The 21,050-nt window shown below is 69.2% G+C and carries 20 protein-coding genes; 3 read left to right on the top strand and 17 right to left on the bottom strand.

Annotation, left to right across the window (positions count from 1 at the left end; genetic code table 11):
- Positions 1-27: 27 nt before the first annotated feature.
- Positions 28-2,370 (bottom strand): DNA translocase FtsK, encoded by a 2,343-nt coding sequence (locus tag R4823_RS07750; protein WP_087839843.1) that lies wholly within the window; start codon positions 2,368-2,370, stop codon positions 28-30.
- A gap of 180 nt (positions 2,371-2,550) precedes the next feature.
- On the opposite strand from R4823_RS07750, the gene trxB reads away from it, so the two are divergent.
- Together trxB and R4823_RS07740 are read left to right on the top strand one after the other, a co-directional pair.
- Positions 2,551-3,507, top strand: a complete 957-nt coding sequence (gene trxB / locus R4823_RS07745; RefSeq protein ID WP_087839844.1) for a thioredoxin-disulfide reductase — start codon at positions 2,551-2,553, stop codon at positions 3,505-3,507.
- A gap of 232 nt (positions 3,508-3,739) precedes the next feature.
- Complete coding sequence (locus tag R4823_RS07740) at positions 3,740-4,357, top strand: Smr/MutS family protein (RefSeq protein WP_243724418.1); 618 nt, start codon at positions 3,740-3,742, stop codon at positions 4,355-4,357.
- A gap of 12 nt (positions 4,358-4,369) precedes the next feature.
- Here the strand turns inward: R4823_RS07740 and cysW are convergent, their stop codons facing one another.
- The 7 genes from cysW to R4823_RS07705 form a co-directional block, all read right to left on the bottom strand.
- Positions 4,370-5,230 carry a sulfate ABC transporter permease subunit CysW gene (gene cysW, locus R4823_RS07735; protein ID WP_087839845.1) on the bottom strand — a complete coding sequence of 287 codons (861 nt, stop codon included), beginning with the start codon at positions 5,228-5,230 and terminating at the stop codon, positions 4,370-4,372.
- A gap of 130 nt (positions 5,231-5,360) precedes the next feature.
- Positions 5,361-6,194, bottom strand: a complete 834-nt coding sequence (gene cysT / locus R4823_RS07730; RefSeq protein WP_087839846.1) for a sulfate ABC transporter permease subunit CysT — start codon at positions 6,192-6,194, stop codon at positions 5,361-5,363.
- A 114-nt stretch (positions 6,195-6,308) separates the two neighbouring features.
- Positions 6,309-7,325 carry a thiosulfate ABC transporter substrate-binding protein CysP gene (gene cysP, locus R4823_RS07725; protein ID WP_087839847.1) on the bottom strand — a complete coding sequence of 339 codons (1,017 nt, stop codon included), beginning with the start codon at positions 7,323-7,325 and terminating at the stop codon, positions 6,309-6,311.
- 147 nt (positions 7,326-7,472) lie between these two features.
- Positions 7,473-7,811, bottom strand: a complete 339-nt coding sequence (locus R4823_RS07720) for a P-II family nitrogen regulator (protein ID WP_087839848.1) — start codon at positions 7,809-7,811, stop codon at positions 7,473-7,475.
- A 78-nt stretch (positions 7,812-7,889) separates the two neighbouring features.
- Positions 7,890-9,950, bottom strand: a complete 2,061-nt coding sequence (locus R4823_RS07715) for an NAD(+) synthase (protein WP_087839849.1) — start codon at positions 9,948-9,950, stop codon at positions 7,890-7,892.
- Between the two features lie 78 nt (positions 9,951-10,028).
- Positions 10,029-11,162, bottom strand: coding sequence for a GNAT family N-acetyltransferase (locus R4823_RS07710; protein ID WP_132979277.1), 1,134 nt, complete (start codon positions 11,160-11,162; stop codon positions 10,029-10,031).
- A complete protein-coding gene (locus R4823_RS07705) occupies positions 11,159-11,935 on the bottom strand; it encodes a LytTR family DNA-binding domain-containing protein (protein WP_165963064.1) in 777 nt (258 codons plus the stop codon). The genes R4823_RS07710 and R4823_RS07705 overlap by 4 nt, the downstream gene beginning before the upstream one ends.
- Positions 11,936-11,957: 22 nt before the next feature.
- Here R4823_RS07705 and argH point away from each other — a divergent pair, with 22 nt between their 5' ends.
- Positions 11,958-13,379: an argininosuccinate lyase gene (argH, locus tag R4823_RS07700; protein WP_087839852.1), complete on the top strand. Its 1,422-nt coding sequence runs from the start codon at positions 11,958-11,960 to the stop codon at positions 13,377-13,379.
- A gap of 33 nt (positions 13,380-13,412) precedes the next feature.
- On the opposite strand, the gene R4823_RS07695 is transcribed toward argH, so the two are convergent.
- The 9 genes from R4823_RS07695 to R4823_RS07655 are packed head-to-tail and all read right to left on the bottom strand — an operon-like array spanning position 13,413 to position 21,040.
- Complete coding sequence (locus R4823_RS07695) at positions 13,413-13,742, bottom strand: DUF192 domain-containing protein (RefSeq protein ID WP_087839853.1); 330 nt, start codon at positions 13,740-13,742, stop codon at positions 13,413-13,415.
- A 4-nt stretch (positions 13,743-13,746) separates the two neighbouring features.
- Positions 13,747-14,616, bottom strand: coding sequence for a type II secretion system F family protein (locus R4823_RS07690; protein WP_338618157.1), 870 nt, complete (start codon positions 14,614-14,616; stop codon positions 13,747-13,749).
- A gap of 52 nt (positions 14,617-14,668) precedes the next feature.
- Positions 14,669-15,529 (bottom strand): type II secretion system F family protein, encoded by an 861-nt coding sequence (locus R4823_RS07685; protein ID WP_087839854.1) that lies wholly within the window; start codon positions 15,527-15,529, stop codon positions 14,669-14,671.
- Positions 15,526-17,211: an ATPase, T2SS/T4P/T4SS family gene (locus R4823_RS07680; protein ID WP_338619138.1), complete on the bottom strand. Its 1,686-nt coding sequence runs from the start codon at positions 17,209-17,211 to the stop codon at positions 15,526-15,528. Before R4823_RS07680 ends, R4823_RS07685 begins: the two co-directional genes overlap by 4 nt.
- The gene (locus R4823_RS07675) at positions 17,211-18,632 is read right to left on the bottom strand and encodes a pilus assembly protein N-terminal domain-containing protein (RefSeq protein WP_243724416.1); all 1,422 of its coding nucleotides are present in this window, start codon (positions 18,630-18,632) and stop codon (positions 17,211-17,213) included. The genes R4823_RS07680 and R4823_RS07675 overlap by 1 nt, the downstream gene beginning before the upstream one ends.
- Positions 18,629-19,495 (bottom strand): Flp pilus assembly protein CpaB, encoded by an 867-nt coding sequence (cpaB, locus tag R4823_RS07670; protein ID WP_165963063.1) that lies wholly within the window; start codon positions 19,493-19,495, stop codon positions 18,629-18,631. Before cpaB ends, R4823_RS07675 begins: the two co-directional genes overlap by 4 nt.
- Positions 19,492-19,710, bottom strand: coding sequence for a hypothetical protein (locus R4823_RS07665; protein WP_176400784.1), 219 nt, complete (start codon positions 19,708-19,710; stop codon positions 19,492-19,494). The genes cpaB and R4823_RS07665 overlap by 4 nt, the downstream gene beginning before the upstream one ends.
- Positions 19,707-20,321, bottom strand: a complete 615-nt coding sequence (locus R4823_RS07660; protein WP_338618155.1) for a hypothetical protein — start codon at positions 20,319-20,321, stop codon at positions 19,707-19,709. Before R4823_RS07660 ends, R4823_RS07665 begins: the two co-directional genes overlap by 4 nt.
- Before the next feature lie 38 nt (positions 20,322-20,359).
- Positions 20,360-21,040, bottom strand: coding sequence for a hypothetical protein (locus R4823_RS07655; RefSeq protein ID WP_132979273.1), 681 nt, complete (start codon positions 21,038-21,040; stop codon positions 20,360-20,362).
- Positions 21,041-21,050: the final 10 nt, after the last annotated feature.

The following is a 21,050-nucleotide window of genomic DNA, read 5'->3' as shown; positions in this document are numbered from 1 at the left end:
CTCCGTAGCGCAGCGCGGCAGGACCGGTCATTCGTCCTGGCTGGCGGGGGCGAGGATTTCCCGGTTGCCGTTGGACTGCATGGCGGAAACCATACCCGAACGCTCCATCTGTTCGAGTAAGCGGGCGGCACGGTTGTAACCGATGCGCAGGTGGCGCTGCACCAGCGATATCGAGGCGCGGCGGTGCTTGAGCACCACTTCCACGGCCTGGTCGTACATGGGGTCGGACTCCGCGTCGCCCATGCCGGTCACGCTGCTCAAGCCATCGCCGGTCTCGCCCTCGATGGAGCCTTCCAGGATGCCTTCCTCGTAGTTGGGCTCGCCCTGCGCCTTCAACTGCTCGACCACCCGATGCACTTCGTCGTCGGTGACGAAGGCGCCGTGGACGCGGGTGGGCAGGCCCGAGCCCGGCGGCATGTACAGCATGTCGCCCTGGCCCAGCAGGGCTTCCGCGCCCATCTGGTCGAGGATGGTGCGCGAATCGACCTTGGACGAGACCTGGAACGAGATCCGGGTCGGGATGTTGGCCTTGATCAGGCCGGTGATCACGTCCACGCTGGGCCGCTGGGTGGCCAGGATCAGGTGGATGCCGGCGGCGCGGGCCTTCTGCGCCAGGCGGGCGATCAGTTCCTCGATCTTCTTGCCCACCACCATCATCAGGTCGGCCAGCTCGTCGATCACCACCACCACCATGGGCAGCGGCTGGAGCGGCTCTGGCGAATCGGGCGTGAGCGAGAACGGATTGGGGATGGGCTCCTCGCGCTTGATGGCGTCGTGGATCTTGGTGTTGTAGCCGGCCAGGTTGCGCACGCCCATCTTGCTCATCAGCCGGTAGCGCTTGTCCATCTCGGCCACGCACCAGTTCAGCGCGTTGGCGGCCTGGCGCATGTCGGTCACGACCGGCGCCAGAAGGTGCGGGATGCCCTCGTAGACGCTCATTTCGAGCATCTTCGGATCGATCAGGATCAGGCGCACCTGGCTGGGATCGGCCTTGTACAGCAACGACAGGATCATGGCGTTGATCCCCACCGACTTGCCCGACCCGGTCGTGCCCGCCACCAGCAGGTGGGGCATCTTGGCCAGGTCGGCCACCACCGGCTTGCCGGCGATGTCCTTGCCCAGCGCCATGGTCAGCACCGACGAGCTGCCGTGGTAGGTCTGCGAGCCCAGGATCTCGGACAGCTTGACGGTCTGGCGCCGCAGGTTGGGCAGCTCCAGGCCCATCAGGTTCTTGCCGGGTATGGTCTCGACCACCCGGATGCTGACCAGGCTCAGCGCCCGCGCCAGGTCCTTGGCCAGGTTGACGATCTGGCTGCCCTTGACGCCCACCGCGGGCTCGATCTCGTAGCGGGTGATGACCGGCCCGGGCTGGGCGGTGACCACGGAGACCTGGACGCCGAAGTCGGCCAGCTTCTTCTCGATCAGGCGCGAGGTGAACTCCAGGGTCTCGGTGGAGACGGTTTCCTGGGTCGGCGGCGGCGGATCGAGCAGGCTGAGGGGCGGCAACTGGCTGTCGGTGATCTCGGCGAACAAGGCCTGCTGCTTTTCCTTCTCGACCCGCTCGGACTTGGGGACGACCGTAACCGCCGGCTCGATGCGCACGGGTTGCTCGTGGACCAGCTTTTCCTGCTTGGCCACCACGACCTCGGCGCGGGCCTGCACGGCCACCTCGCCCACCTTGCGGTCCTCGCGGGCCTGCCAGGAATTCCTGGCCCCGCGCAGCCCCAGCTCCAGCCAGGAACCGATCTTCTCGGCCACCACCAGCCACGAAAAACCGAAGAACAGGCTGGCGCCGATGGCGAACAGGACCAGCAGCAGCAGGGTCGCGCCGGTGTAGCCGAACGAGGACGAGGCGTACTTGGCGATGCTCTCGCCTATCATGCCGCCGCTGCCGTGCGGCAGGGATTCGCCGAAGGACCGCAGGCGCAGCGCCTCGAGGCCGACCGAACCGATCATCAGGGCGCAAAAGCCCAGGCCCTGCTCCCAGCGCACCCGCTGGGGCACGTCGGCGTCGGAGCCGCCGCGCAGGAACTGGTGGGCCAGGCGCAGGTAGCTGGCGTAGACGCGCTGCAACAACAGCACCACGAACCACCAGGCCGAGGCGCCGATCAGGAACAGGATGAGGTCCGCCAGCCAGGCGCCGAAACGGCCCCCGCTGTTGTGGACGTGGTCGATCTGCACGGCATGCGACCACCCCGGGTCGCCCGAGTTGTAGGTGGCCAGCACCAGGGTCAGATAGACGGCCAGGGCGGCGAACAGGATCCAGCGCGCCTCGCGGAACAGGCGGGACAGGCGGCCGGGCAAGGCACCGGACGAATTGCCGGTGTTCTGCGAATTGCGGGTATTTCCCGCGGTAGCGGTACGTGCCATGGGCTGATTATAAGTGGGTGGCGCCCGGTCAAGCTCCCCCGGGGCTATCGCAGCCATAGAAATATACAATTCCGTTCTCCCGCCCCCCGGCAGGCTCCAGGGTTGAAAACGCGACGGGGCGGGATCACCTATGATGACGGTTGCAAATCGGGCGCACGACGCCAGGAAATTGTTGAGATCATGAGCCAAGACAAACACGCCAAAGTCCTCGTCCTCGGGTCGGGGCCGGCCGGGTATACCGCCGCCGTCTACGCCGCCCGGGCCAACCTGTCGCCCATGCTGATCACCGGCGTCGAGCAGGGCGGCCAGTTGATGACGACGACCGAGGTGGACAACTGGCCCGCCGACGTCAACGGCGTGCAGGGACCGGAGCTGATGCAGCGCTTCCAGCAGCATGCCGAGCGTTTCAATACCGACATCGTCTTCGACCACATCCATACCACGCACCTGGACCAGCGGCCGTTCAAGCTGGTCGGCGACTCGGGCACCTACACCTGCGACGCGCTGATCATCGCCACCGGCGCCTCGGCCAAGTACCTGGGCCTGCCGTCGGAAGAAAACTACAAGGGCCGCGGCGTCTCGGGCTGCGCGACCTGCGACGGGTTCTTCTACAAGAACCAGGACGTCGCCGTGGTCGGCGGCGGCAACACGGCCGTGGAAGAAGCGCTGTACCTGGCCAACATCTGCCGCACCGTCACCCTGATCCACCGCCGCGACAAGTTCCGCGCCGAACCCATCATGGTGGACAAGCTCAACGAGAAGGTCCAGGAAGGACGCGTGATCCTGAAACTCTTCAACGAGCTGCAGGAAGTGCTGGGCGACGACTCGGGCGTAACCGGGGCGCGGCTGCGCAACAACCAGACCGGCCAGACCGAGGACATCGCCGTCACCGGGGTCTTCATCGCCATCGGCCACCAGCCCAATACCGGCATCTTCAAGGGCCAGGTGGAGATGAAGGACGACTACATCATCACGCGCAGCGGCCTGAACGGGCTGGCCACGATGACCTCGGTCCCCGGCGTGTTCGCCGCCGGCGACGTGCAGGACCACGTGTATCGCCAGGCCATCACCAGCGCCGGCACGGGCTGCATGGCGGCGCTGGACGCCCAGCGCTGGCTGGACGGCGAAGCGGTGTAACCCCAAGAGAAGCCCACCCCCTACGCCCTTTGGGCGCCCCCTCAAGGGGGCGGCACTGGCGGACCGGCAAAGCCGGATCCGCGGCGCCCTGGATCAAGGCAGACAAGTGGTGTCTCGTACCAAGAAGATCGACACAGACCCAGGATGCGGTGGATCCGGCTCCGCCGGTCCACCCGCATCGCCCCCTGGGGGGCGCGCGAAGCGCGTAGGGGGGGGCCTGTCCAGTCTAAAGGTGTTGCAACGGGAGTTGCAGGAGCAGCGGCTGGCGGCGGAAGCCGCTGAGCGGGAGGCTCGGCGGCGGGCGGAGGAAGCCCGGCGGGCGGCGGTCGAGTTTCGGGCGCTGGTGGGCGGGGTGGTGCCGCTGAAGGACACGGGCAGGATCGATCCCTCGCCGGTCGCGCCTGCTCCCCTGCCCTACAAGCGCTGGGAAGACGAATCCGAGGTGCTGCGGGAATCCATTTCCGACGACTACGGCGCCGACTGGCTGATCGATACCGACGACACGCTGTCCTACCGCCGCACCGGCCTGGGACAGGACATCGTGCGCAAGCTGCGGCGCGGCCAGTGGACGGTGCAGGCCCAGCTCGACCTGCACGGCCACCGGGTGGAAGAGGCCCGCGAGGCGCTGGGGGAATTCCTGCGCGCCTGCGTGCGGCAGGAGATGCGCTGCGTGCGCATCATCCACGGCAAGGGACTGGGATCGAAGAACCGCACGCCTATCCTGAAGGAAAAGGTGCGGCGCTGGCTCGTGCAGAAGGAAGAAGTGCTGGCCTTCGTCGAGGCCCGGGCCAACGACGGCGGCTCGGGCGTGGTGCTGGTGCTGCTGCGAGGGCCGGACCGGCCGGCCTGACCCGGACGGTTTTCAGCGCTTGGTCATCGCCTCGGGCGAGAAATGCGCCGGCGTGTCGTCGCGCCGCTTCTGGCGCCACTCCATGATGGTCTTGAGCAGCAGCGTCAGCATGGCCATGCAGGCCAGCAGCGCCGCGGCCGTGAAGGCGGCGGCGGTCTTGTAGTCGTTGTTGAGCTGTTCGACCAGCAAAGGCAGCGTCAGGGTCTGGTTCATGATGGTGCCGGACACCACCGACACCGCGCCGAACTCGCCCACCGCCCGGGCATTGGTAATGACGATGCCGTAGAGCAGCGCCCACTTGATGTTGGGCAGGGTCACGCGCCGGAAGATCTGCCAGCCGGAGGCGCCCAGCGACAGCGCCGCGATTTCCTCGTCGGCGCCCTGGGCCTGCATCAGCGGGATCAGGATGCGAGCCACGTAGGGCGAGGTCACGAACACCGTCACCATGATGATGCCGGGCCAGGCGAACATCAGCTGGATGTCATGGCTGTACAGCCACTTGCCCAGCGTGCTTTCCAGCCCGTAGACGACCAGATAGCACAGGCCCGCCACCACGGGCGAGGTCGCGTAGGGGATGTCGACCAGGGTGGTCAGCAGCCGCCGGCCGAAGAAATCGTAGTGGGTCACGCACCAGGCCAGCAGGATGCCGAACACCAGGTTGATCGGCACCGTCGCCAGCGTGGTCAGCACGGTCAGGCCGATCGCGTGCTTCATGAAGTCTTCGTCCAGGTTCTGGGCCAGCAGGCTCCAGCCGCCCGACAGCGCCTGCGAGAAGATCAGCGCCAGCGGCACGACCAGGATCAGCACTGTCAGCACGATGCCCAGCGCGATCAGCAACCATTGATGGACGAGAGTGGGCCGTTTGTTGGTCATGGGCAGTCGTGTCAGTTATCCATAAGGCCAGAAGGCCCCGCCCGACCCAGGACGCCGCGGATCCGGCTCCGCCGGTCCGCCAGCGTCGCCCCCTTGAGGGGGCGCGCGAAGCGCGTAGGGGGTGGGCTCATCATCGGCGCAGCAGTCGTCCCTGGACGACTTGCAGCAGGAACAGCAGCAGCAGCGAGGCGATCAGCACTACCGAGGCGATGGCGGCGGCGGCGGGATAGTCGAACTCCTGCAGGCGCACGAAGATCATCAGCGACGTGATCTCGGTCTGGAACGGGATGTTGCCGGCGATCATGATGACCGCGCCGAATTCGCCCAGGCTGCGGATGAAGGCCTGCGAAGCGCCGGAGATCAGCGCCGGCACCAGGCTGGGCAGCAGCACGCGCCAGAAGGTCTGCCAGCGCGTGGCGCCCAGCGTGGACGCGGCCTCCTCGAATTCGGGCTCGAGGTCTTCCAGCACGGGCTGGAGCGAGCGCACGATGAACGGCAGGCTGGTGAAGATCATGGCCACCACCAGCCCGGGGTAGGCGTACGAGATCTTGATGCCCAGGGGCTCGAACCAGCGCCCGAGCCAGCCGGTGGGCACGAACAGGGCCGACAGGGTGATGCCGGCCACCGCCGTGGGCAGCGCGAACGGCAGGTCGACCAGCGCATCGATCAGCCGCCGGCCGGGAAAATCGTAGCGGGACACGATCCAGGCCAGCACGAAGCCCACGCCGGTGACGATGACGGTCGAGTAGAACGCCCCCGACACCGTGATCTTGTAGCTCTGCACCACGCGGGGATCGGAGATCGCCCGCCAGTACTGCGCCCAGGTCATGTCGCCGACGTACAGCAGCAGGGCCGACAAGGGCACCAGGATGACCAGGCTGAGGAACAGCACCGAAAAGCCGAAGCTCGGCACGAAACCGGGCAGGACCGGCGGACGACGGAAAAAACGGAAGGACGGATTCACGGCGTAGGCGGCGGGATCGGGGCGGAAGCGAAGAAGCGCGGCCCACCTGCGGGGTGGCCGCGCCTTGCCGGGAAGGATTGTACGGCACCGGCCCCGGGACCGGCGCCGCCACGATCAGCGCTTGGCCAGCAACTGGTCCAGCACGCCGTTGGAACCGAAGTGATTCTTGGTGATGTCATCCCAGGACCCCAGCACCTTGGTCGGGTCGATCAGGCGCACCTTGGGATAACGGTCGGCCACGACCTTGGCGACGTCGGGATGGTTGACCCGGTAGTTGAAGGTGGTCAGCAGCAGCTGGATCTCGCGGGTGTACTGGTAGTTCAGGTATTCGGTGGCGAGCTGGCGGGTGCCCTTCTCGTCCACGACCTTGTCGACCACGGCCACGGGGAACTCGGCCAGCACGGACACCGGCGGCACCACGACCTCATAGCCGCCCGCCTTGAATTCCTCGCCCTTGGCGATGTTGATCACTTCCGACTCGAAGGTCAGCAGCACGTCGCCCTGCCCGTTCTGCGCGAACGCCACGGTCGCGCCGCGCCCGCCGGTGGGGAAGTTGACGACGTTGTGCAGGACCTTGCCGACGAACTGCTTGATTTTCTCCTGATCGCCGCCGAACTTCTCGTTGGCGTACAGCCACGCGCCCAGGTAGGTATAGCGCGCGTTGCCCGAGGTCTTGGGGTTCGGGAACACCAGCTTGACGTCGTCGCGCGCCAGGTCGTCCCAGTTCTTGACGTTCTTGGGGTTGCCCTTGCGCACGAGGAAGGCGATGGTGCTGTAGTAGGGCGAGCTGTTGTTCGGGAAGGCCTTCTGCCAGTCCTTGCGCAGCAATCCGCGCTGGGCCAGGATGTCGACGTCGGGCACCTGGTTGAAGGTCACGACGTCGACCTTCTTGCCCTGGATGATGTCCTGCGCCTGGCGCGAGGTGCCGGCGAACGACTGGTCGATCTTGATGTCGTGGCCGGTCTTGGTCTTCCAGTACGCCTGGAACTTGGGATTGACCGCGGCGAACACCTCGCGCGCAACGTCGTACGAGGCGTTCAGCAGCGGCTTGTCCTGGGCTTGCGCCGTCCCCGTCACTGCCGTGAGCAGCGCGGCCGAGGTGGCCGCGAGCACGATGATCTTCTTGAACATGAAACGGCGTCCTTCTTCTGACTATGTGGATGCGAGAGACGTAAACGTAACAAATCCACATATGTCATCAAACCATATATTCATCATTTCTTTATTCTTGTGAGAAATATATGGCGGACGCCGGGGGCGGCAATGGCCGCCCGGACGTCAGACCGCGGCTTCGCCGGTCTCGCCGGTGCGGATGCGGATGACCTGCTCGACGGGCGTCACGAAGATCTTGCCGTCGCCGATCTTGCCCGTGCGCGCCACGCGGATGATGGCCTCCACGGCCTGGTCGACCAGATCGTCGGCGATCACCAGTTCGATGCGGATCTTGGGCAGGAAGTCGACCACGTATTCGGCGCCGCGATAGAGCTCGGTATGTCCCTTCTGGCGGCCGAAGCCCTTGACCTCCGTCACGGTCAGACCATTGACGCCGACCTGGGCCAGTGCTTCGCGGACCTCGTCGAGCTTGAACGGTTTGATGATGGCGGTGACTTGCTTCATGGCTGGACCTTTGTCGAGATGCTGGCGGGAATGGCGAAGATGCGATGACTGGGATTGTAGCCGGCCGGGCGCCGGCCTTCAGGCGTCCGGCGGAGTATCGGGAACGTTCGCAAGGTCGGCCTTCCAGACGATCTCTTCGGAATCGCTGGGGGCGCGCCAGTCGCCGCGCGGCGACAGCGAGCCGCCCGAGCCGACCTTGGGCGCGTTGGGCACGCACGAACGCTTGAACTGGCTGGTCTTGAAGAACCGGTGCACGAAGATGCCCAGGTTGCGCTTGATGGCGGCCAGTTCGTACTGGTTGCGCGGCACGTGCGCTTCCTCGGGCCAGTCGCCGCGCTCGCGGTCGTGCCAGGCGGCCAGCGCCAGGAAGGCGACCTTCGACGGCGCGAAGCCATAGCGCAGGATGTAGTACAGGTTGAAGTCCTGCAGCTCGTAGGGCCCGATGAACTGTTCGGTCCGCTGCGCGGGCGCGCCGTCGGTCTTGCCCGGCACCAGCTCGGGACTGATCTCGGTGCCCAGGATGTCCAGCAGCACCTGGCTGCCGTCACCCACCTTGCCCGTCTCCGCCACCCACCGCACCAGATGGGTGATCAGGGTCTTGGGCACGCTGGCGTTGACGTTGTAGTGCGACATGTGGTCGCCCACGCCATAGGTGCACCAGCCCAGCGCCAGTTCGCTCAGGTCGCCGGTGCCGATGACGATGGCGTTGTGGAAATTGGCCAGCCGGAACAGGTGGCTGGTGCGCTCGCCGGCCTGCACGTTCTCGAAGGTGATGTCGTAGAGTTCCTGGCCCGAGGCGTACGGATGCCCGATGTCCTTGAGCATCTGCGCGCAGCTGGGCCGGATGTCGATCTCCATGGCCGTGCAGCCGACCACGCGCATCAGCGCGCGCGCCTGCTGCAGGGTGCGCCCGCTGGTGGCGAAGCCCGGCATGGTCACGCCGATGATGTTGGCGCGCGGCAGGTTCAGGCGATCCATGGCCTTGGCGCAGACCAACAGCGCGTGGGTCGAATCCAGTCCCCCGGACACGCCGATCACCACCTTGTCCATGCCGATGGCGGACAGCCGCTGCACCAGCGCCTGGACCTGGATGTTGTAGACCTCGTCGCAGCGCTCGTCGCGGCGCCGGCGGTCGGCCGGCACGTAGGGAAAGCGCTCGACCTTGCGCCGCAGCGCCAGGGGCTGGTCCACGGCCAGGCCGATCTCGAAGGCAGTCGTCCGGAAACGCTCGGTCTCGGCCTTGTGGCGCAGCACCGACTGGCCGAACGTGGTCTGCCGCATGCGCTCGTGCGACAGGCGCTCGAGATCGACGTCGGCCAGGATGAGATGCGAGTCGTCCAGGAAGCGGCCGGACTCGGCCAGCAGCTCGCCGTTCTCGTAGATGATGGACTGGCCGTCCCAGGCGAGGTCGGTGGACGATTCGCCCCGCCCTGCCGAGGTGTACAGGTAGGCCGCCAGGCAGCGCGCCGACTGCTGGCTGACGAGCTGGTGCCGGTATCCCGACTTGCCCACCACGATGTTCGACGCCGACAGGTTCACCAGCACGCTGGCCCCCGCCAGTGCCGCGAAGGACGACGGCGGAATCGGCACCCACACGTCCTCGCAGATCTCGACGTGGAAGCGCAGCCCCGGCACGTCGGCCACCTCGAACAGCTGGTCCGGCCCGAATGGCGCCCGTTGTCCGGCCAGCTCGACGTGGGTGGCCACCGTGGCATCGCCCGCGGTGAACTGGCGGGCTTCGTAGAACTCGCCGTAGTTGGGCAGGTAGGTCTTGGGCACGACGCCCAGGATGCGTCCGCGCGCCACCACCACGGCGCAATTGAACAGGGAATGGTTCACCCTTAGCGGCAGCCCCACGATGAGCGCGGCCGGCAGCCCGGCGGACTCGGCCACGATGTCGCCCAGCGCCCGTTCGCAGGCCTCCAGCAGCGCGGCCTGGTGGAACAGGTCGTCGCAGGTGTAGGCGGAAAGCCCCAGTTCGGGGAAGGCCACCAGCGCCGCTCCCTGCGCGGCCGCCTGCCGCGCCAGGTCCAGCGTCTGTGCCGCGTTGAACGCGGGGTCGGCCACCCGGCAGCGGGGCACGCCCACGGCCACCCGCGCGAACCGGTGCGCGTAGAGGTTGAAGAAATTGCCTTTCATCGTGTAAGTCAGCGCCAAGGAGTAGCTCACATCATAAGGCCGATGGCCCGCCGACGTCCCGGCAGCCGCCCTGCCCGGTCAATCGGCCGGGGCCTTGAAGGGCGAGTGCGACTCCAGTTCGTCCAGGTACCGGTTCATGCCACGGGTTTCGCGGTCCAGGAAATCGGCGATGGCGGCGGCGAAACGTTCGTCCGCCACCCAGTGCGCCGACCAGGTCGGCACCGGCAGCAGGCCGCGCGACATCTTGTGCACGCCCTGGGCGCCCCCTTCGAAATGGGCGATGCCGTGGGCGATGCAATAGGCGATGGCCTGCAGGTAGCAGGTCTCGAAGTGCAGGCCCGATACGAAATCCACGCAGCCCCAGTAGCGGCCGTACAGGGTGTCGCCGGCGGCCACGTTCAACGCGCAGGCGACCGGCTCGCCGTGCCGCTCGGCCATGACCAGCAGCAGCGCCTCGGGCATGGCGGCGTGCAGCGCCTGGAAGAAGGCCGGTTTCAGGTAGGGCGAGGACCAGTGGTTGGCATAGGTGGAGGCGTAGCAGCGATAGAAGAACGCCAGGTCGCCGGCGGAGATGGCCGCGCCGCGCAGGTGCCGAAAGCGTATGCCCGCCTGCTCGACCTTCTTGCGGTCCTGGCGGATCTTCTTGCGCTTGTCGTGGTTCATCGCGGCCAGGAAGGCGTCGAAACTGTCATAGCCGTCGTTGCGCCAATGGAACTGGACCCCTTCGCGCAGCATGTACCCCGCCTCGCGCAGCGCCCGCAGGTCGTCGTCGCGGGGAAACAGCACGTGCAGCGACGAGACGCCCGCCTGCTGCGCGACCTCGATCGCGGCGCGGGCCAGCAGCACCCGGTCCTCGTGGGCCGCCGCCAGCAGGCGCGGGCCGCCCACGGGCGTAAACGGCACGGCGCACAACAGTTTCGGGTAGTACGGCAGGCCATGGCGCTCGAAGGCTTCCGCCCAGGCCTGGTCGAACACGTATTCGCCCCGGGAATGGGACTTCACGTACAGCGGCATGGCGCCCACGAGCTTGCCCGCCCGCCGCAGCACCAGGCAGGTGGGCTGCCAGCCCGTGCGCCGGACGGCGCAGCCGGTGGCGTGCAGGCCGTGCAGATAGGCGTGCGCGACGAAAGGGTTGCCGGCGGCCAGGGCATCCCAGGCGGCCGGATCGAGGGTGCCCAGGTCGTCGATCAATTCGACGGCGGTATCGGTCAAATCGCCTCCGGGGAAAGGGACTGGGCCGCACGGCCTTGCGGCAGGCAGCGCCGCACCAGCGGCCAGCGCCGGCGCGCCACCGCGATGCGGTCGGGCACGCCATGCAGCAGCAGTTCCCAATAGGGATCGGCATCGACCCCGGTAAGTTCCGGGGTGACCAGGCGCGCGCCGGCGATGGCCGAGCGGGCCACCAGCGCGTTGCGATGGGCCTGGATGAAACGTTCGGGGAAAGCGCGCGACAGGTCGGCCAGCGCGCGATCGGTCAGGAATTCGCCCTGGCGGGTGCGCAGGCTGACGTACTTGCCGTCGGCGCGCAGGTAGAGCACTTCTTCCACCGGCACCGCGACCGTGCCGTCTCGCCCGTGGGCCATCAGGGCGTCCGGCGATGGGCCGGTGCCCAGCGCTTGCCGCAGCGCCTGCTCCAGGCGGTCGATGCGTATCGGCGGCACCAGCAGGTCGCTCGCGCGCAGTTGCTCGGCCTGGGGCAGGCTGTCGAGCGAGGGCAGGAGCAGCACCAGCCGGGGCCCCGACCGTTCCCAGGCCCGGGCCAGCGCGTAGCCCTGGGCGTCGGGCAGGCCCAGGTCGAGCAGCGCCACGCCGGGGGCCGGATCCGCCCGCCGCGCCTGGTCGACGCCCACGGCGGGCGGCAGCAGATGCAACGGCAGGCGCCTGGCCAGCGTCCTGAGCTGCGCCGACAGGCGGCGGCAGAACGCCGCGTCCCGCCCTACCACCAGTACCCCGGGCGAGCCCGTTCCCGATACAGTAACCGCCATAACCCGCTTTATAATCCGCGCCATGTCCAAATCGACCGACCCCCGCCCCCAAGACCAGTTCGCCAAGAAGGCCGAAGCCTGGTCAGCCCGGTTCTCCGAACCGGTGTCCGACCTCGTCAAACGGTACACCGCTTCGGTGGACTTCGACAAACGCCTGGCCAAGTTCGACATCCAGGGTTCCCTGGCGCATGCCGACATGCTGCATGCCGTGGGCATCCTGACCCAGCAGGACCTTGCCGACATCCGCCGCGGCATGGCCGCCATCGAAACCGAGATCGACGCCGGCCGCTTCGAATGGCTGCTCGACCTGGAAGACGTCCACCTGAACATCGAGCGCCGCCTGACCGAACTGGTGGGCGACGCCGGCAAGCGCCTGCACACCGGCCGCTCGCGCAACGACCAGGTCGCCACCGACATCCGGCTGTGGCTGCGCGCCGAGATCGACACGCTGACCGACCTGCTGCGCCAGTTGCGCCACGCGCTGGCCACGCTCGCGCTGCAGCACGCCGACACCATCCTGCCCGGCTTCACCCACCTGCAGGTCGCCCAGCCCGTCACCTTCGGCCACCACCTGCTGGCCTATGCCGAAATGTTCGGCCGCGACGCCGAGCGCCTGGCCGACTGCCGCAAGCGGGTCAACCGCCTGCCGCTGGGCGCCGCCGCGCTGGCCGGCACCTCCTATCCCATCGACCGCGAGCGCGTGGCCCGCACGCTGGGCTTCGACGGCGTGTGCCGCAATTCGCTGGACGCGGTGTCCGACCGCGACTTCGCGATCGAATTCTGCGCCGCCGGCGCGCTGGTTATGACGCACATCTCGCGCCTGTCGGAAGAGCTGGTGCTGTGGATGAGCCCGCGCGTGGGCTTCATAGACCTGGCCGACCGCTTCTGCACCGGCAGCTCCATCATGCCGCAGAAGAAGAACCCCGACGTGCCCGAGCTGGCGCGCGGCAAGACCGGCCGGGTGAACGGCCACCTGGTGGCGCTGCTGACCCTGATGAAGGGCCAGCCGCTGGCCTACAACAAGGACAACCAGGAAGACAAGGAAGGCCTGTTCGACACCGCCGACACCGTGCGCGACACCCTGCGCATCTTCGTCGACATGGCCGGCGGCATCCAGGTCAAGCCCGAGGCCATGCGCGCCGCCGCGCTGCAAGGCTTCTCCACCGCCACCGACCTGGCCGACTACCTGGTCAAGAAGGGCGTGCCCTTCCGCGACGCGCACGAAGCGGTCGCGCTGGCCGTGCGTGCCTGCGTGGAACGCGGCTGCGACCTGGCCGACCTGTCGGTGGACGAGCTGCGCGCCTTCCATCCGCTGGTGGGCGAGGACATCCACGCGGTGTTGACGCTGGAAGGCTCGGTGGCGTCGCGCTCGCACATCGGCGGCACCTCCCCGGCCCGCGTGCGCGAGGAAGCGCAGCGCGTGCTGGACGAGACGCGCGGCTGACCTCCGCGGGGTGCGGCCCGCGCCGCACCCGCCTCATGGGCCGGACCGCATCGGCGTCGATGCGCGGCGCCGGCTCACTCTTATCCCCTGCTTCCATCCCAGCCTCGCGGCTTCTCCGGCCGCCAGTTCGAGCACGCCCCACGCGCGCCAGCAACAGGCCGCCCGGCCCGGGCGCAATGCCGGCACGATGCGCAGCACCCTGCCCCGCCGGTCCACGAAGACGACATCGATGGGCCAGGACATGCCCACGGTGTGAACCGCCCGGCAGGGCACAATCCACAGGCCATCGCCCGGCGCCGGCGGGACTTGCCCCAACCATCCGCGCAGGCGGCCCAGGCAGCTGGTCGCGCGATGCCAGGCCATGCCCCTACCAACCCGTATCCATGAGCTTGACCACGATCGGAAAGCCGATCACGACGAAGGAACACGGAAAGATGCAAGCGATCAGGGGCAGCAGCATCTTGACCGGCGCCTCCAGCGCCAGGCGCTCGGCGCGCAGGAAGCGTTCGGCCCGGCGCTGGTCGGACTGTGCGCGCAGGATGGGAGCGAGGTTCATGCCCAGCGCGTCGGCCTGGGCCAGCGTGCCGGTCCAGGCCCGTATCTCGGGAATCTCCAGGCGTTCGGCCATGTCCTTGAGCGCGCGCGTGCGCGGCACGCCGGTGCGCACGTCGCCCAGCACGCGGCGCAGTTCATCGCGCAGCGGCCCGGGCGGCCCTTTCTGGACCGCCTGCTGCAGAGCCGCGCCCACGTGCAGGCCGGCCTCGACGCACAGGGTGGTCATGTCCAGCACGAATGGCAGGGCCCGCAGGATGTCCCGCCGCCTGCGGCGCACCCGGTCGCGCAGCCAGAGACGCGGATAGGTTCCGCCCGCCGCCGCGCCCGCCGCGGCCCAGGCCGCCAGGGCGGGAAGCCCGGACCACGACGACGCCAGCAGCGCGGCGACCAATCCACCGGCGCAGGCGCACAGCACCTGCGCTCCCAGGATGTGCACCGGTGCCAGGCCATGGCGCAGGCCGGACCGGACCAGTTGGGACTCGATGCGGCGCCGGCCCTGCCACGAAAGCCAGGGCCGGCCATAGTGGGCGGCCGCCGAGACCAGGGGCCAGGCCAGCCGGAACGCGCGCGGCGGCGCCTCGGCCGTCCGGTCCGGCAAGGGGGGCGGGTCGATGACCAGCAGGCAGGCCAGGACCGCCAGCGCCGCCACGGCCAGGCCGATCAGCAACGCGATCATGCCCATGCCGGCCTCGTCGCGTGAGCGCCGCCTTCCCCATGAAGTCCGCCTTCGGTTGTCATATGTCGATCCGGACGATGCGGGCGATCATCCACAACCCGAGGATGTCCAGCGCCGCGACCAGGGCCAGCACGGCCCATCCCCCGGGAGTGGTCCACAGACGCTGCATCGCCTCGGGCTCCAGGCGATGCAGCGTGGCCAGCAGCAGCCACGGCAGGACTCCCACCACCCTGGCCTGCAAGCGGCCCTGGGCCGTAAGCGCGCGTACCCGTCCTTCCATGTGCAGCCGTGCACGCACGGTCGCGCCTATCCGCTCCAGGGTCTCGGCCAGGTTGCCGCCGGTATCGGCGGCGATCCGCAGCGCCGAAGCGACCAGGCTGGCCGCTTCGGTGGGTACGCGCGCATGCAGGTTCGCCAGCGACTGGTCCATGCTCACGCCAAAGCGCTGCTCGCGCATCAGCAGCGCGAACTCCTGGGCCAGCGGCGCCTCGCTTTCTGTCGCTATCTGGCGCAGCCCCGCCTGCAGGCTGGCGCCGGCGCGCAAGGCGCTGGCCAGGGCCAGCAGCGCGTCGGGCAATTGCGCATCGAACCTGCGCATGCGGCGCGTGCGCAGGTGGCGGGCGACCTGGCGCGGCAGCCACGCCCCGGCCGCCGCGCCGGCGGCGGCGAAGACCCAGCTCTGCGCGAACCACCCGCCGACGGCCGCCAGCAGGCCGACCACCGCAACGTGCGCCACCCACAGCTGGTTCACGTCCACGAACAGGAAGAACTCGCTCATGCGGACGCGGGCGGTCTCGGTGAACACCTCCCGGTACCGGACAAGGCTGTCGCGCACCCACCCGCAGGCGATCCAGACCAGCAGCGATACGCAGACCAGCACCGCGCAGGCGATGAGCGCGTCGATGGCGCGTGCGCTCATGCAAGGCTCCGGGGCCCGTCCGGCGCCGGCGTGCGCTCGCAGAACCATTGCGGCGAAATGACGGCGCCGGCGGCCCGCCACTCATCGAGGAAACTGGGCATGAGCTCGCAGCCCTGGAAGTATCCGGCGTCGCCGGGCACCGCACCATCCGGCCGCTCGAAACGGAACAGCTCCTGCAGCTGGATACGGCCGCTCTCGATGCCGCTGACCTCGACGATGGCGGTCACCCGCCGCTGCCCGGCCGCGCTGCGGCCCTGCTGGACCACGATGTCGATCGCCGAGGCGATCTGCTCGCGTATGGCTCCCAGCGGCAGGTCCATGCCCGCCATCAGCACCAGGGTCTCGAGCCGCGACATCGCGTCGCGCGGCGTGTTGGCGTGGAGCGTCGTCAACGAGCCCTCGTGGCCGGTGTTCATCGCCTGCAACATGTCCAGCGCCTCGGCGCCCCGGCACTCGCCCACCACGATGCGGTCCGGCCGCATGCGCAGCGCGTTGTGCACCAGGTCCCGGATGGAGACCGCGCCCCGGCCTTCCAGGTTGGCCGGCCGCGCCTCCAGCGAGACCAGGTGCTCGTGCGCCAGGCGCAATTCGGCGGCGTCCTCGATGGTGATGACACGCTCGGCCGGCGGGATGAAGTTCGACAGGATGTTGAGCAGCGTCGTCTTGCCCGAGCCGGTCCCGCCGGAGACGACGATGTTCTTGCGCCGCTCCACGCACAAGCGCAGGAACGCCGCCATGTGCGCATCCAGCGATCCGCCCTCCACCAGGTCCTCCATCCGCAAGCGGCGGGCGGGGAACTTGCGTATGGTCAGGGCCGGCCCCTTCAGCGCCAACGGCGCGATGATCGCATTCACCCGCGAGCCGTCGCGCAGCCTGGCATCGACCATGGGCGAGCTTTCGTCGATGCGGCGGCCCAGCGGCGAGACGATGCGCTCGATCACTCCCAGGACCGACTGATCGCTGCTGAATACCGCCGGATACCGGCACAGGACGCCGCCGCGCTCTACATACAGCTCATCGTGCCGGTTGACCATGATCTCGGAGATGTCCGGGTCGGCCAGCAAGGACTCCAGCGGGCCCAGCCCGACCGCCTCGTCCACGACCTGCCGGCGGAGCGCATCGCGGTCCAGGTCAGCGGGAATCTCGGCATCGGCATCCAGCACCAGCGCTTCCAGCAGGCGGTCGGCCTCCTGCCGCAAGGCCGCATCGCTCATGGCGGACACGTCGCGCCGGCGCAGGTCCAGGGCCTCCAGCAGGCGCGCATGCAGCCGGCGCCGCCATTCGACCATCGCCGCTTCTTGCGTGTGGCCCGCGGCGGACCGGGCAACCGGCGCGGCCGCCCCGTCCGCCGACGGGGGCGCGCCGCCTGGCGACGACGCCTCGCCGGCCAGCGCGGCAACCGCTCGTACACGCAACATCACGGCGCCGACGACGATCTCGTCCTCGGGCAACAAGGGTCCGTATTGGAGGATGCGGCGGCCGTTGACCAAGGTCCCGCCCAGCGATCCCAGGTCTTCCACGAACACGCCTTCGGTCCGCTCTTCCAGCCGGGCGTGCCGGCGGGCGACCCGCCAGTGGCGCAGGCGGATCTCGCAGCCATCCCCGCGTCCGATCACCGCCGGCGACGCCACGCTCAACGAGGCCGCATGGTCCTCGTCGGTCAGGATCTCGATGTCCAGCATCATCGCTCCAGGAAAGGGGCATCGGGCCGCACGGGGACGTTCAGCCGTTCCGGCCCGAAGGTCTCGTCCAGCACTCGCTGCCCGCGGTCGATGCGCTCTCGCAGGTCGGGATTGCGCTGGGTGACGACGGTCGGGGTGACGAAGATGGCCAGTTCGGTCTCGCGCCGCTGGAACCTGCGCGACCCGAACAAGGGCCCCAGGATGGGCAGGCTGGACAGGCCGGGCAACCCATCCAGGTCCTGGGACTGCTCGCGCGACAGGAAGCCGCTCAGGACCAGCGTCTCGCCCGAGCGCACGTTGAACTCCGTGGCGGTCCTGCGCACCTTGAGCGCGGGGCCGCCCGTGGCCGTCACCGAAGGATCCACGGCGCTGACCTCGACGTCGATGACGGACCGCACCGTGCCGCCCGCATCGACCCGCGGCGCGATCTGCAAGGTGACGCCATAGGGCTTGAAGGTCGTGTTCGACGCGCCGTTCCTGTCCACCGTCGCATAGGGCACTTCCCCGCCCGCAAGAAAGCGCGCGGTGGAGCCGCTGCGCGCCGACAGTTGCGGCTGGGCCAGGATGACCGCCTCGCCGCTCTGGGCCATGGCCTGGATGCGCGCGGACAACAGGGCATTCATGCCCAGATACCCCGCCGGGGACGTGGCCGGGAACGGCAACTCGATGGGGCCGCCTCCGGGACGTTGCGCGGCGTCGCCGGCTGCCGCCCGCAGGGGCCGCCCCACCGCGGCGTCCCAGGCCAGCCCCGCGTTCAGGCCGCCGGTGCTCGCGCCATCCCAGCGCACGCCCAGTTCGCGCAGCCTCGAACGCGGCATCTCGACCACCTTGACGTCCATCATCACCATGCGCTCCCAGCCGAGTTGCCCGGTGAAATCGACCACCTGCGGATAGCGGCGCGCCAGCAGCGCGATGCGGGCCTGGTCCGCGTCGCTCAGGTCGTCGCCTTCGACGATGATCTTGTCGCCGACGAGCCGGCTGCGCACCGATGGGATGGTGGCGAGAAAGGCCTCGATCTCCCGCTGCACGCGCGAGGACTGGCCCGGCACGACGGTGATGCGCATGCGCCGCATGGCGCCGTCCCCGTCCCAGATGACCAGCGACGACGTGCCGGCCGCGTTGGCGAACACCACGACCTCCCTGTCGTCGGCCGTGGCCGCGTTGATGACCCGGCCATTGCCCACGGCCACCCGCGCCACGCCCGGCGCCGGGAACACCTGGGTCTCGCCGACGTACATCTCGACGTCCGGAAGGTCCTGGCCGGACTGGGCCGCAGGTGCCGCCGCGGGCACCTCTTCCTGCTCGAGCCATGCAGGCCACGGGGCGGACGACGGCTCGGCTGCCTGCGCCGCGCAGGCCAGGATGGCGAACACGATACCGGGACCGCCGCGCAGGGCTCGCCCCATGATGGCGGCGCTCATGGCAGGCCTCCCTGCCCTTCGCCGGCCTCGCCCAGGCCGGGAATACGGCGGGGAGCGCGGTCGCCATAGATGATGGTCGCGCCCGCCCGCCGGCGCGGCTCGGGCGGCTCCGCATCGCCCAGCCCCAGCAGGGAAGCGAGCCCGCCCGACACCCGGCCAGGCGCCGGGCTGCCGTCCCCCGGACGGCGCAGCATGGCGGTAAGGATTCCGCCATCGCGCGCGATGATGAGCTTGACCGCCTCGTCCGGCGTCGCATCCAGCGTCACGGTGGAGAACGCGCCGCGCGGCGCCTCGCCTCCGGCCCCCTGCGTCTCGGTCTGGTGTCCCGTGGCCAGCACGCGCATCCGTTGCAGCAGCGGCATGGTCGTCCGTTTGCCGCGATGGTCGAAGGACACGTACAGGTCGATGAGGTCCCCAGGCTGCACCAAGCCCGATACCGAACTGATCTCGTCCACCGGTATGGTCACCGCCCGGCGCCCCTTGCCCAGTCGCTCGGCCAGCGGAGCCGGGCGCCCGGCCTCCAGGTGCAGCGGCAGGAGAGGTTCGCCGGCCCGTACCGGGTGGGCCAGCACAGCGCCGTCGAGATCGCCGAACCTGCCGGGGTCGACGGCGCCGGACGGCGCCCACTCGGCCGGGATCTCGCGCACCGCCGCCAGGTCCGCCGACAGGCGCTGGCCGGCCTCCAGGTCGGACGCGGCAACGACCACGGCGATGCGCGCGGCGCGCGCATCGGCCTCGATGGCGTCGATGCGGCCCTGGATCTGGCGCTGCCCAAGCCATGCGGCCAGGCTTCCGGCCCCCAGCGCCACGGCCAGCACCCACCACTTCCGGTCCACGCGAAGACGGGGCAGGCGCGGCATCATAGCGGCAAGGCCAGCGAGCCGGCGAAACGCAGATGAAAACCGCGCAAGGCCTCGAGCAGCCATGCCAGCAATCCGCCCCCCTCGCCGAACCATCCTGCGCCGGCCACGCCGGCCAGCAACATGGCCACGACGAGATACTCCGCGGCGGATTGCCCCCGCAGCCATCGCGCGCCCCGCCTCCTGCCCGCCACGATCATGCTCGTTCGCTCCTTCATTCGCCCGTCTCGATCTCCACGGCAAGCAAGCCGCTTCCTTGCTCCCGCGCCACCACCACCAGCTGCAGCACCCGCCGCGCGCGATGCCATTCCATCAGTCCTCCATCCGATGCCGCACGCCATCCAAGCGCCGTCAGCCTGGCTTGCAGCAACCGGGAAAATGTCGCGGTGTCGGCATCGTGGACGTAAAGCCGATGGGCCACCCGACCCCGCTCGTCTTGGGTTTGCAGGTCCAGCAGCAGCGTTGCCCCCGGTGGCGTCCACGCGGCGGGCGAGGCGCGCCCATTCGCCTTCGCATCGAGGCCGACGGCCAGCAGTCCCTGCGTCGCGCCGGATCGAGACCGGCGAAGCTGCATCAACCAGGGGCGCTCGTCTCGAATGCCGCTCAGCATCACGCCATCGGGCAAAGGCAGCAGCCAGGGATCCAGCCCCGGCTGCCTGGCCACGCCGTCGGCGACCTCGAGCGGCGGTTGCCGGACCTCGAACAGGCGCACGTCCATGCGCACGCCGTTCACGCGCACGCGGCCTCCCCAGCCCCGGTCCACCGCGCCGGGCGGCACGCTGGGCTGGGCCGCTGCCGCGTGGCTCCATAGCAGCCCCATCACGAGCATGAAGCCACCTCGCACCGGCTGGCGGCACCGGGCGGCGATCATCGCGAGCCTCCCGCAAGGTCCGAAGGCAGCAGGCCTTGCCACGCCGTGAGCCAATCGAATTGCGGCGGCGGGCGGTCCCAGGGCCGATCGACGCGCGACAATGCCGACACGGCGCGGCCGGCCCGCTCCGTACGCCGCGCGGCGTCGCTCCACGCCCTGGGAGCGCCGGCGATGCGCGCCTGGACATCGCCATCGTCCCGGGCGTGGCCGGCATTCACCAGGATCGCGAACCGGCTGGACAGCGGGGCCCTGGTTCCCCACCCGCCCAGCCTGGCAGCCGGCGCGACGTCGGGTTGCACCGACACCCGCCCGGCCACCAGCCCCGGATACGCCGGCAACAACTCCCCTCTGATCATGCGCGCCGGCTCGGCATTCCCCCCGGGCTGCGCCCGGTCTGGCAGCAGCCCGGCCGCCTGCCGGAGGTCCATGGAAAATCGTCCGGCCCGATCGGGCAGCAATGCGGATCCATCATGGTTGAGCCAGCGATGGCGATCAGGATGAAAGAAGTAGGCCTGTGCGCGCTCGCGTATTTCCCGCGGCGCCTCCTGCGCGACGATGAAGGCAAGATGGCGTCCGGCGAACTCGGTCTGTAGCGCGAGATCCTGCAGCCGCCCCAGTGCCGAGCCCAACACCCACAATGTTCCGAGCACGCCCAGCGCGAGCAGGGCCTCGGCCATGGCCTGGCCA

It is taken from the genome of Pigmentiphaga sp. CHJ604 (genome assembly GCF_036972535.1).
Lineage (GTDB): Bacteria > Pseudomonadota > Gammaproteobacteria > Burkholderiales > Burkholderiaceae_B > Pigmentiphaga > Pigmentiphaga daeguensis.
The sequence above is the reverse complement of the archived record's forward strand: the minus strand, read 5'-3'. Positions and strand labels throughout refer to the sequence as shown.

What these genes read in the sequence shown, in the direction of transcription:
- R4823_RS07750 (WP_087839843.1), bottom strand. Translation starts at nt 2,370, where the DNA reads ATGGCACGTACCGCTACCGCGGGAAATACCCGCAATTCGCAGAACACC.
- trxB (WP_087839844.1), top strand. Translation starts at nt 2,551, where the DNA reads ATGAGCCAAGACAAACACGCCAAAGTCCTCGTCCTCGGGTCGGGGCCG.
- cysW (WP_087839845.1), bottom strand. Translation starts at nt 5,230, where the DNA reads ATGACCAACAAACGGCCCACTCTCGTCCATCAATGGTTGCTGATCGCG.
- cysP (WP_087839847.1), bottom strand. Translation starts at nt 7,325, where the DNA reads ATGTTCAAGAAGATCATCGTGCTCGCGGCCACCTCGGCCGCGCTGCTC.
- R4823_RS07720 (WP_087839848.1), bottom strand. Translation starts at nt 7,811, where the DNA reads ATGAAGCAAGTCACCGCCATCATCAAACCGTTCAAGCTCGACGAGGTC.
- R4823_RS07715 (WP_087839849.1), bottom strand. Translation starts at nt 9,950, where the DNA reads ATGAAAGGCAATTTCTTCAACCTCTACGCGCACCGGTTCGCGCGGGTG.
- R4823_RS07705 (WP_165963064.1), bottom strand. Translation starts at nt 11,935, where the DNA reads ATGGCGGTTACTGTATCGGGAACGGGCTCGCCCGGGGTACTGGTGGTA.
- argH (WP_087839852.1), top strand. Translation starts at nt 11,958, where the DNA reads ATGTCCAAATCGACCGACCCCCGCCCCCAAGACCAGTTCGCCAAGAAG.
- R4823_RS07695 (WP_087839853.1), bottom strand. Translation starts at nt 13,742, where the DNA reads ATGGCCTGGCATCGCGCGACCAGCTGCCTGGGCCGCCTGCGCGGATGG.
- R4823_RS07690 (WP_338618157.1), bottom strand. Translation starts at nt 14,616, where the DNA reads ATGGGCATGATCGCGTTGCTGATCGGCCTGGCCGTGGCGGCGCTGGCG.
- R4823_RS07685 (WP_087839854.1), bottom strand. Translation starts at nt 15,529, where the DNA reads ATGAGCGCACGCGCCATCGACGCGCTCATCGCCTGCGCGGTGCTGGTC.
- R4823_RS07680 (WP_338619138.1), bottom strand. Translation starts at nt 17,211, where the DNA reads ATGCTGGACATCGAGATCCTGACCGACGAGGACCATGCGGCCTCGTTG.
- R4823_RS07675 (WP_243724416.1), bottom strand. Translation starts at nt 18,632, where the DNA reads ATGAGCGCCGCCATCATGGGGCGAGCCCTGCGCGGCGGTCCCGGTATC.
- cpaB (WP_165963063.1), bottom strand. Translation starts at nt 19,495, where the DNA reads ATGATGCCGCGCCTGCCCCGTCTTCGCGTGGACCGGAAGTGGTGGGTG.
- R4823_RS07665 (WP_176400784.1), bottom strand. Translation starts at nt 19,710, where the DNA reads ATGAAGGAGCGAACGAGCATGATCGTGGCGGGCAGGAGGCGGGGCGCG.
- R4823_RS07660 (WP_338618155.1), bottom strand. Translation starts at nt 20,321, where the DNA reads ATGCTCGTGATGGGGCTGCTATGGAGCCACGCGGCAGCGGCCCAGCCC.
- R4823_RS07655 (WP_132979273.1), bottom strand. Translation starts at nt 21,040, where the DNA reads ATGGCCGAGGCCCTGCTCGCGCTGGGCGTGCTCGGAACATTGTGGGTG.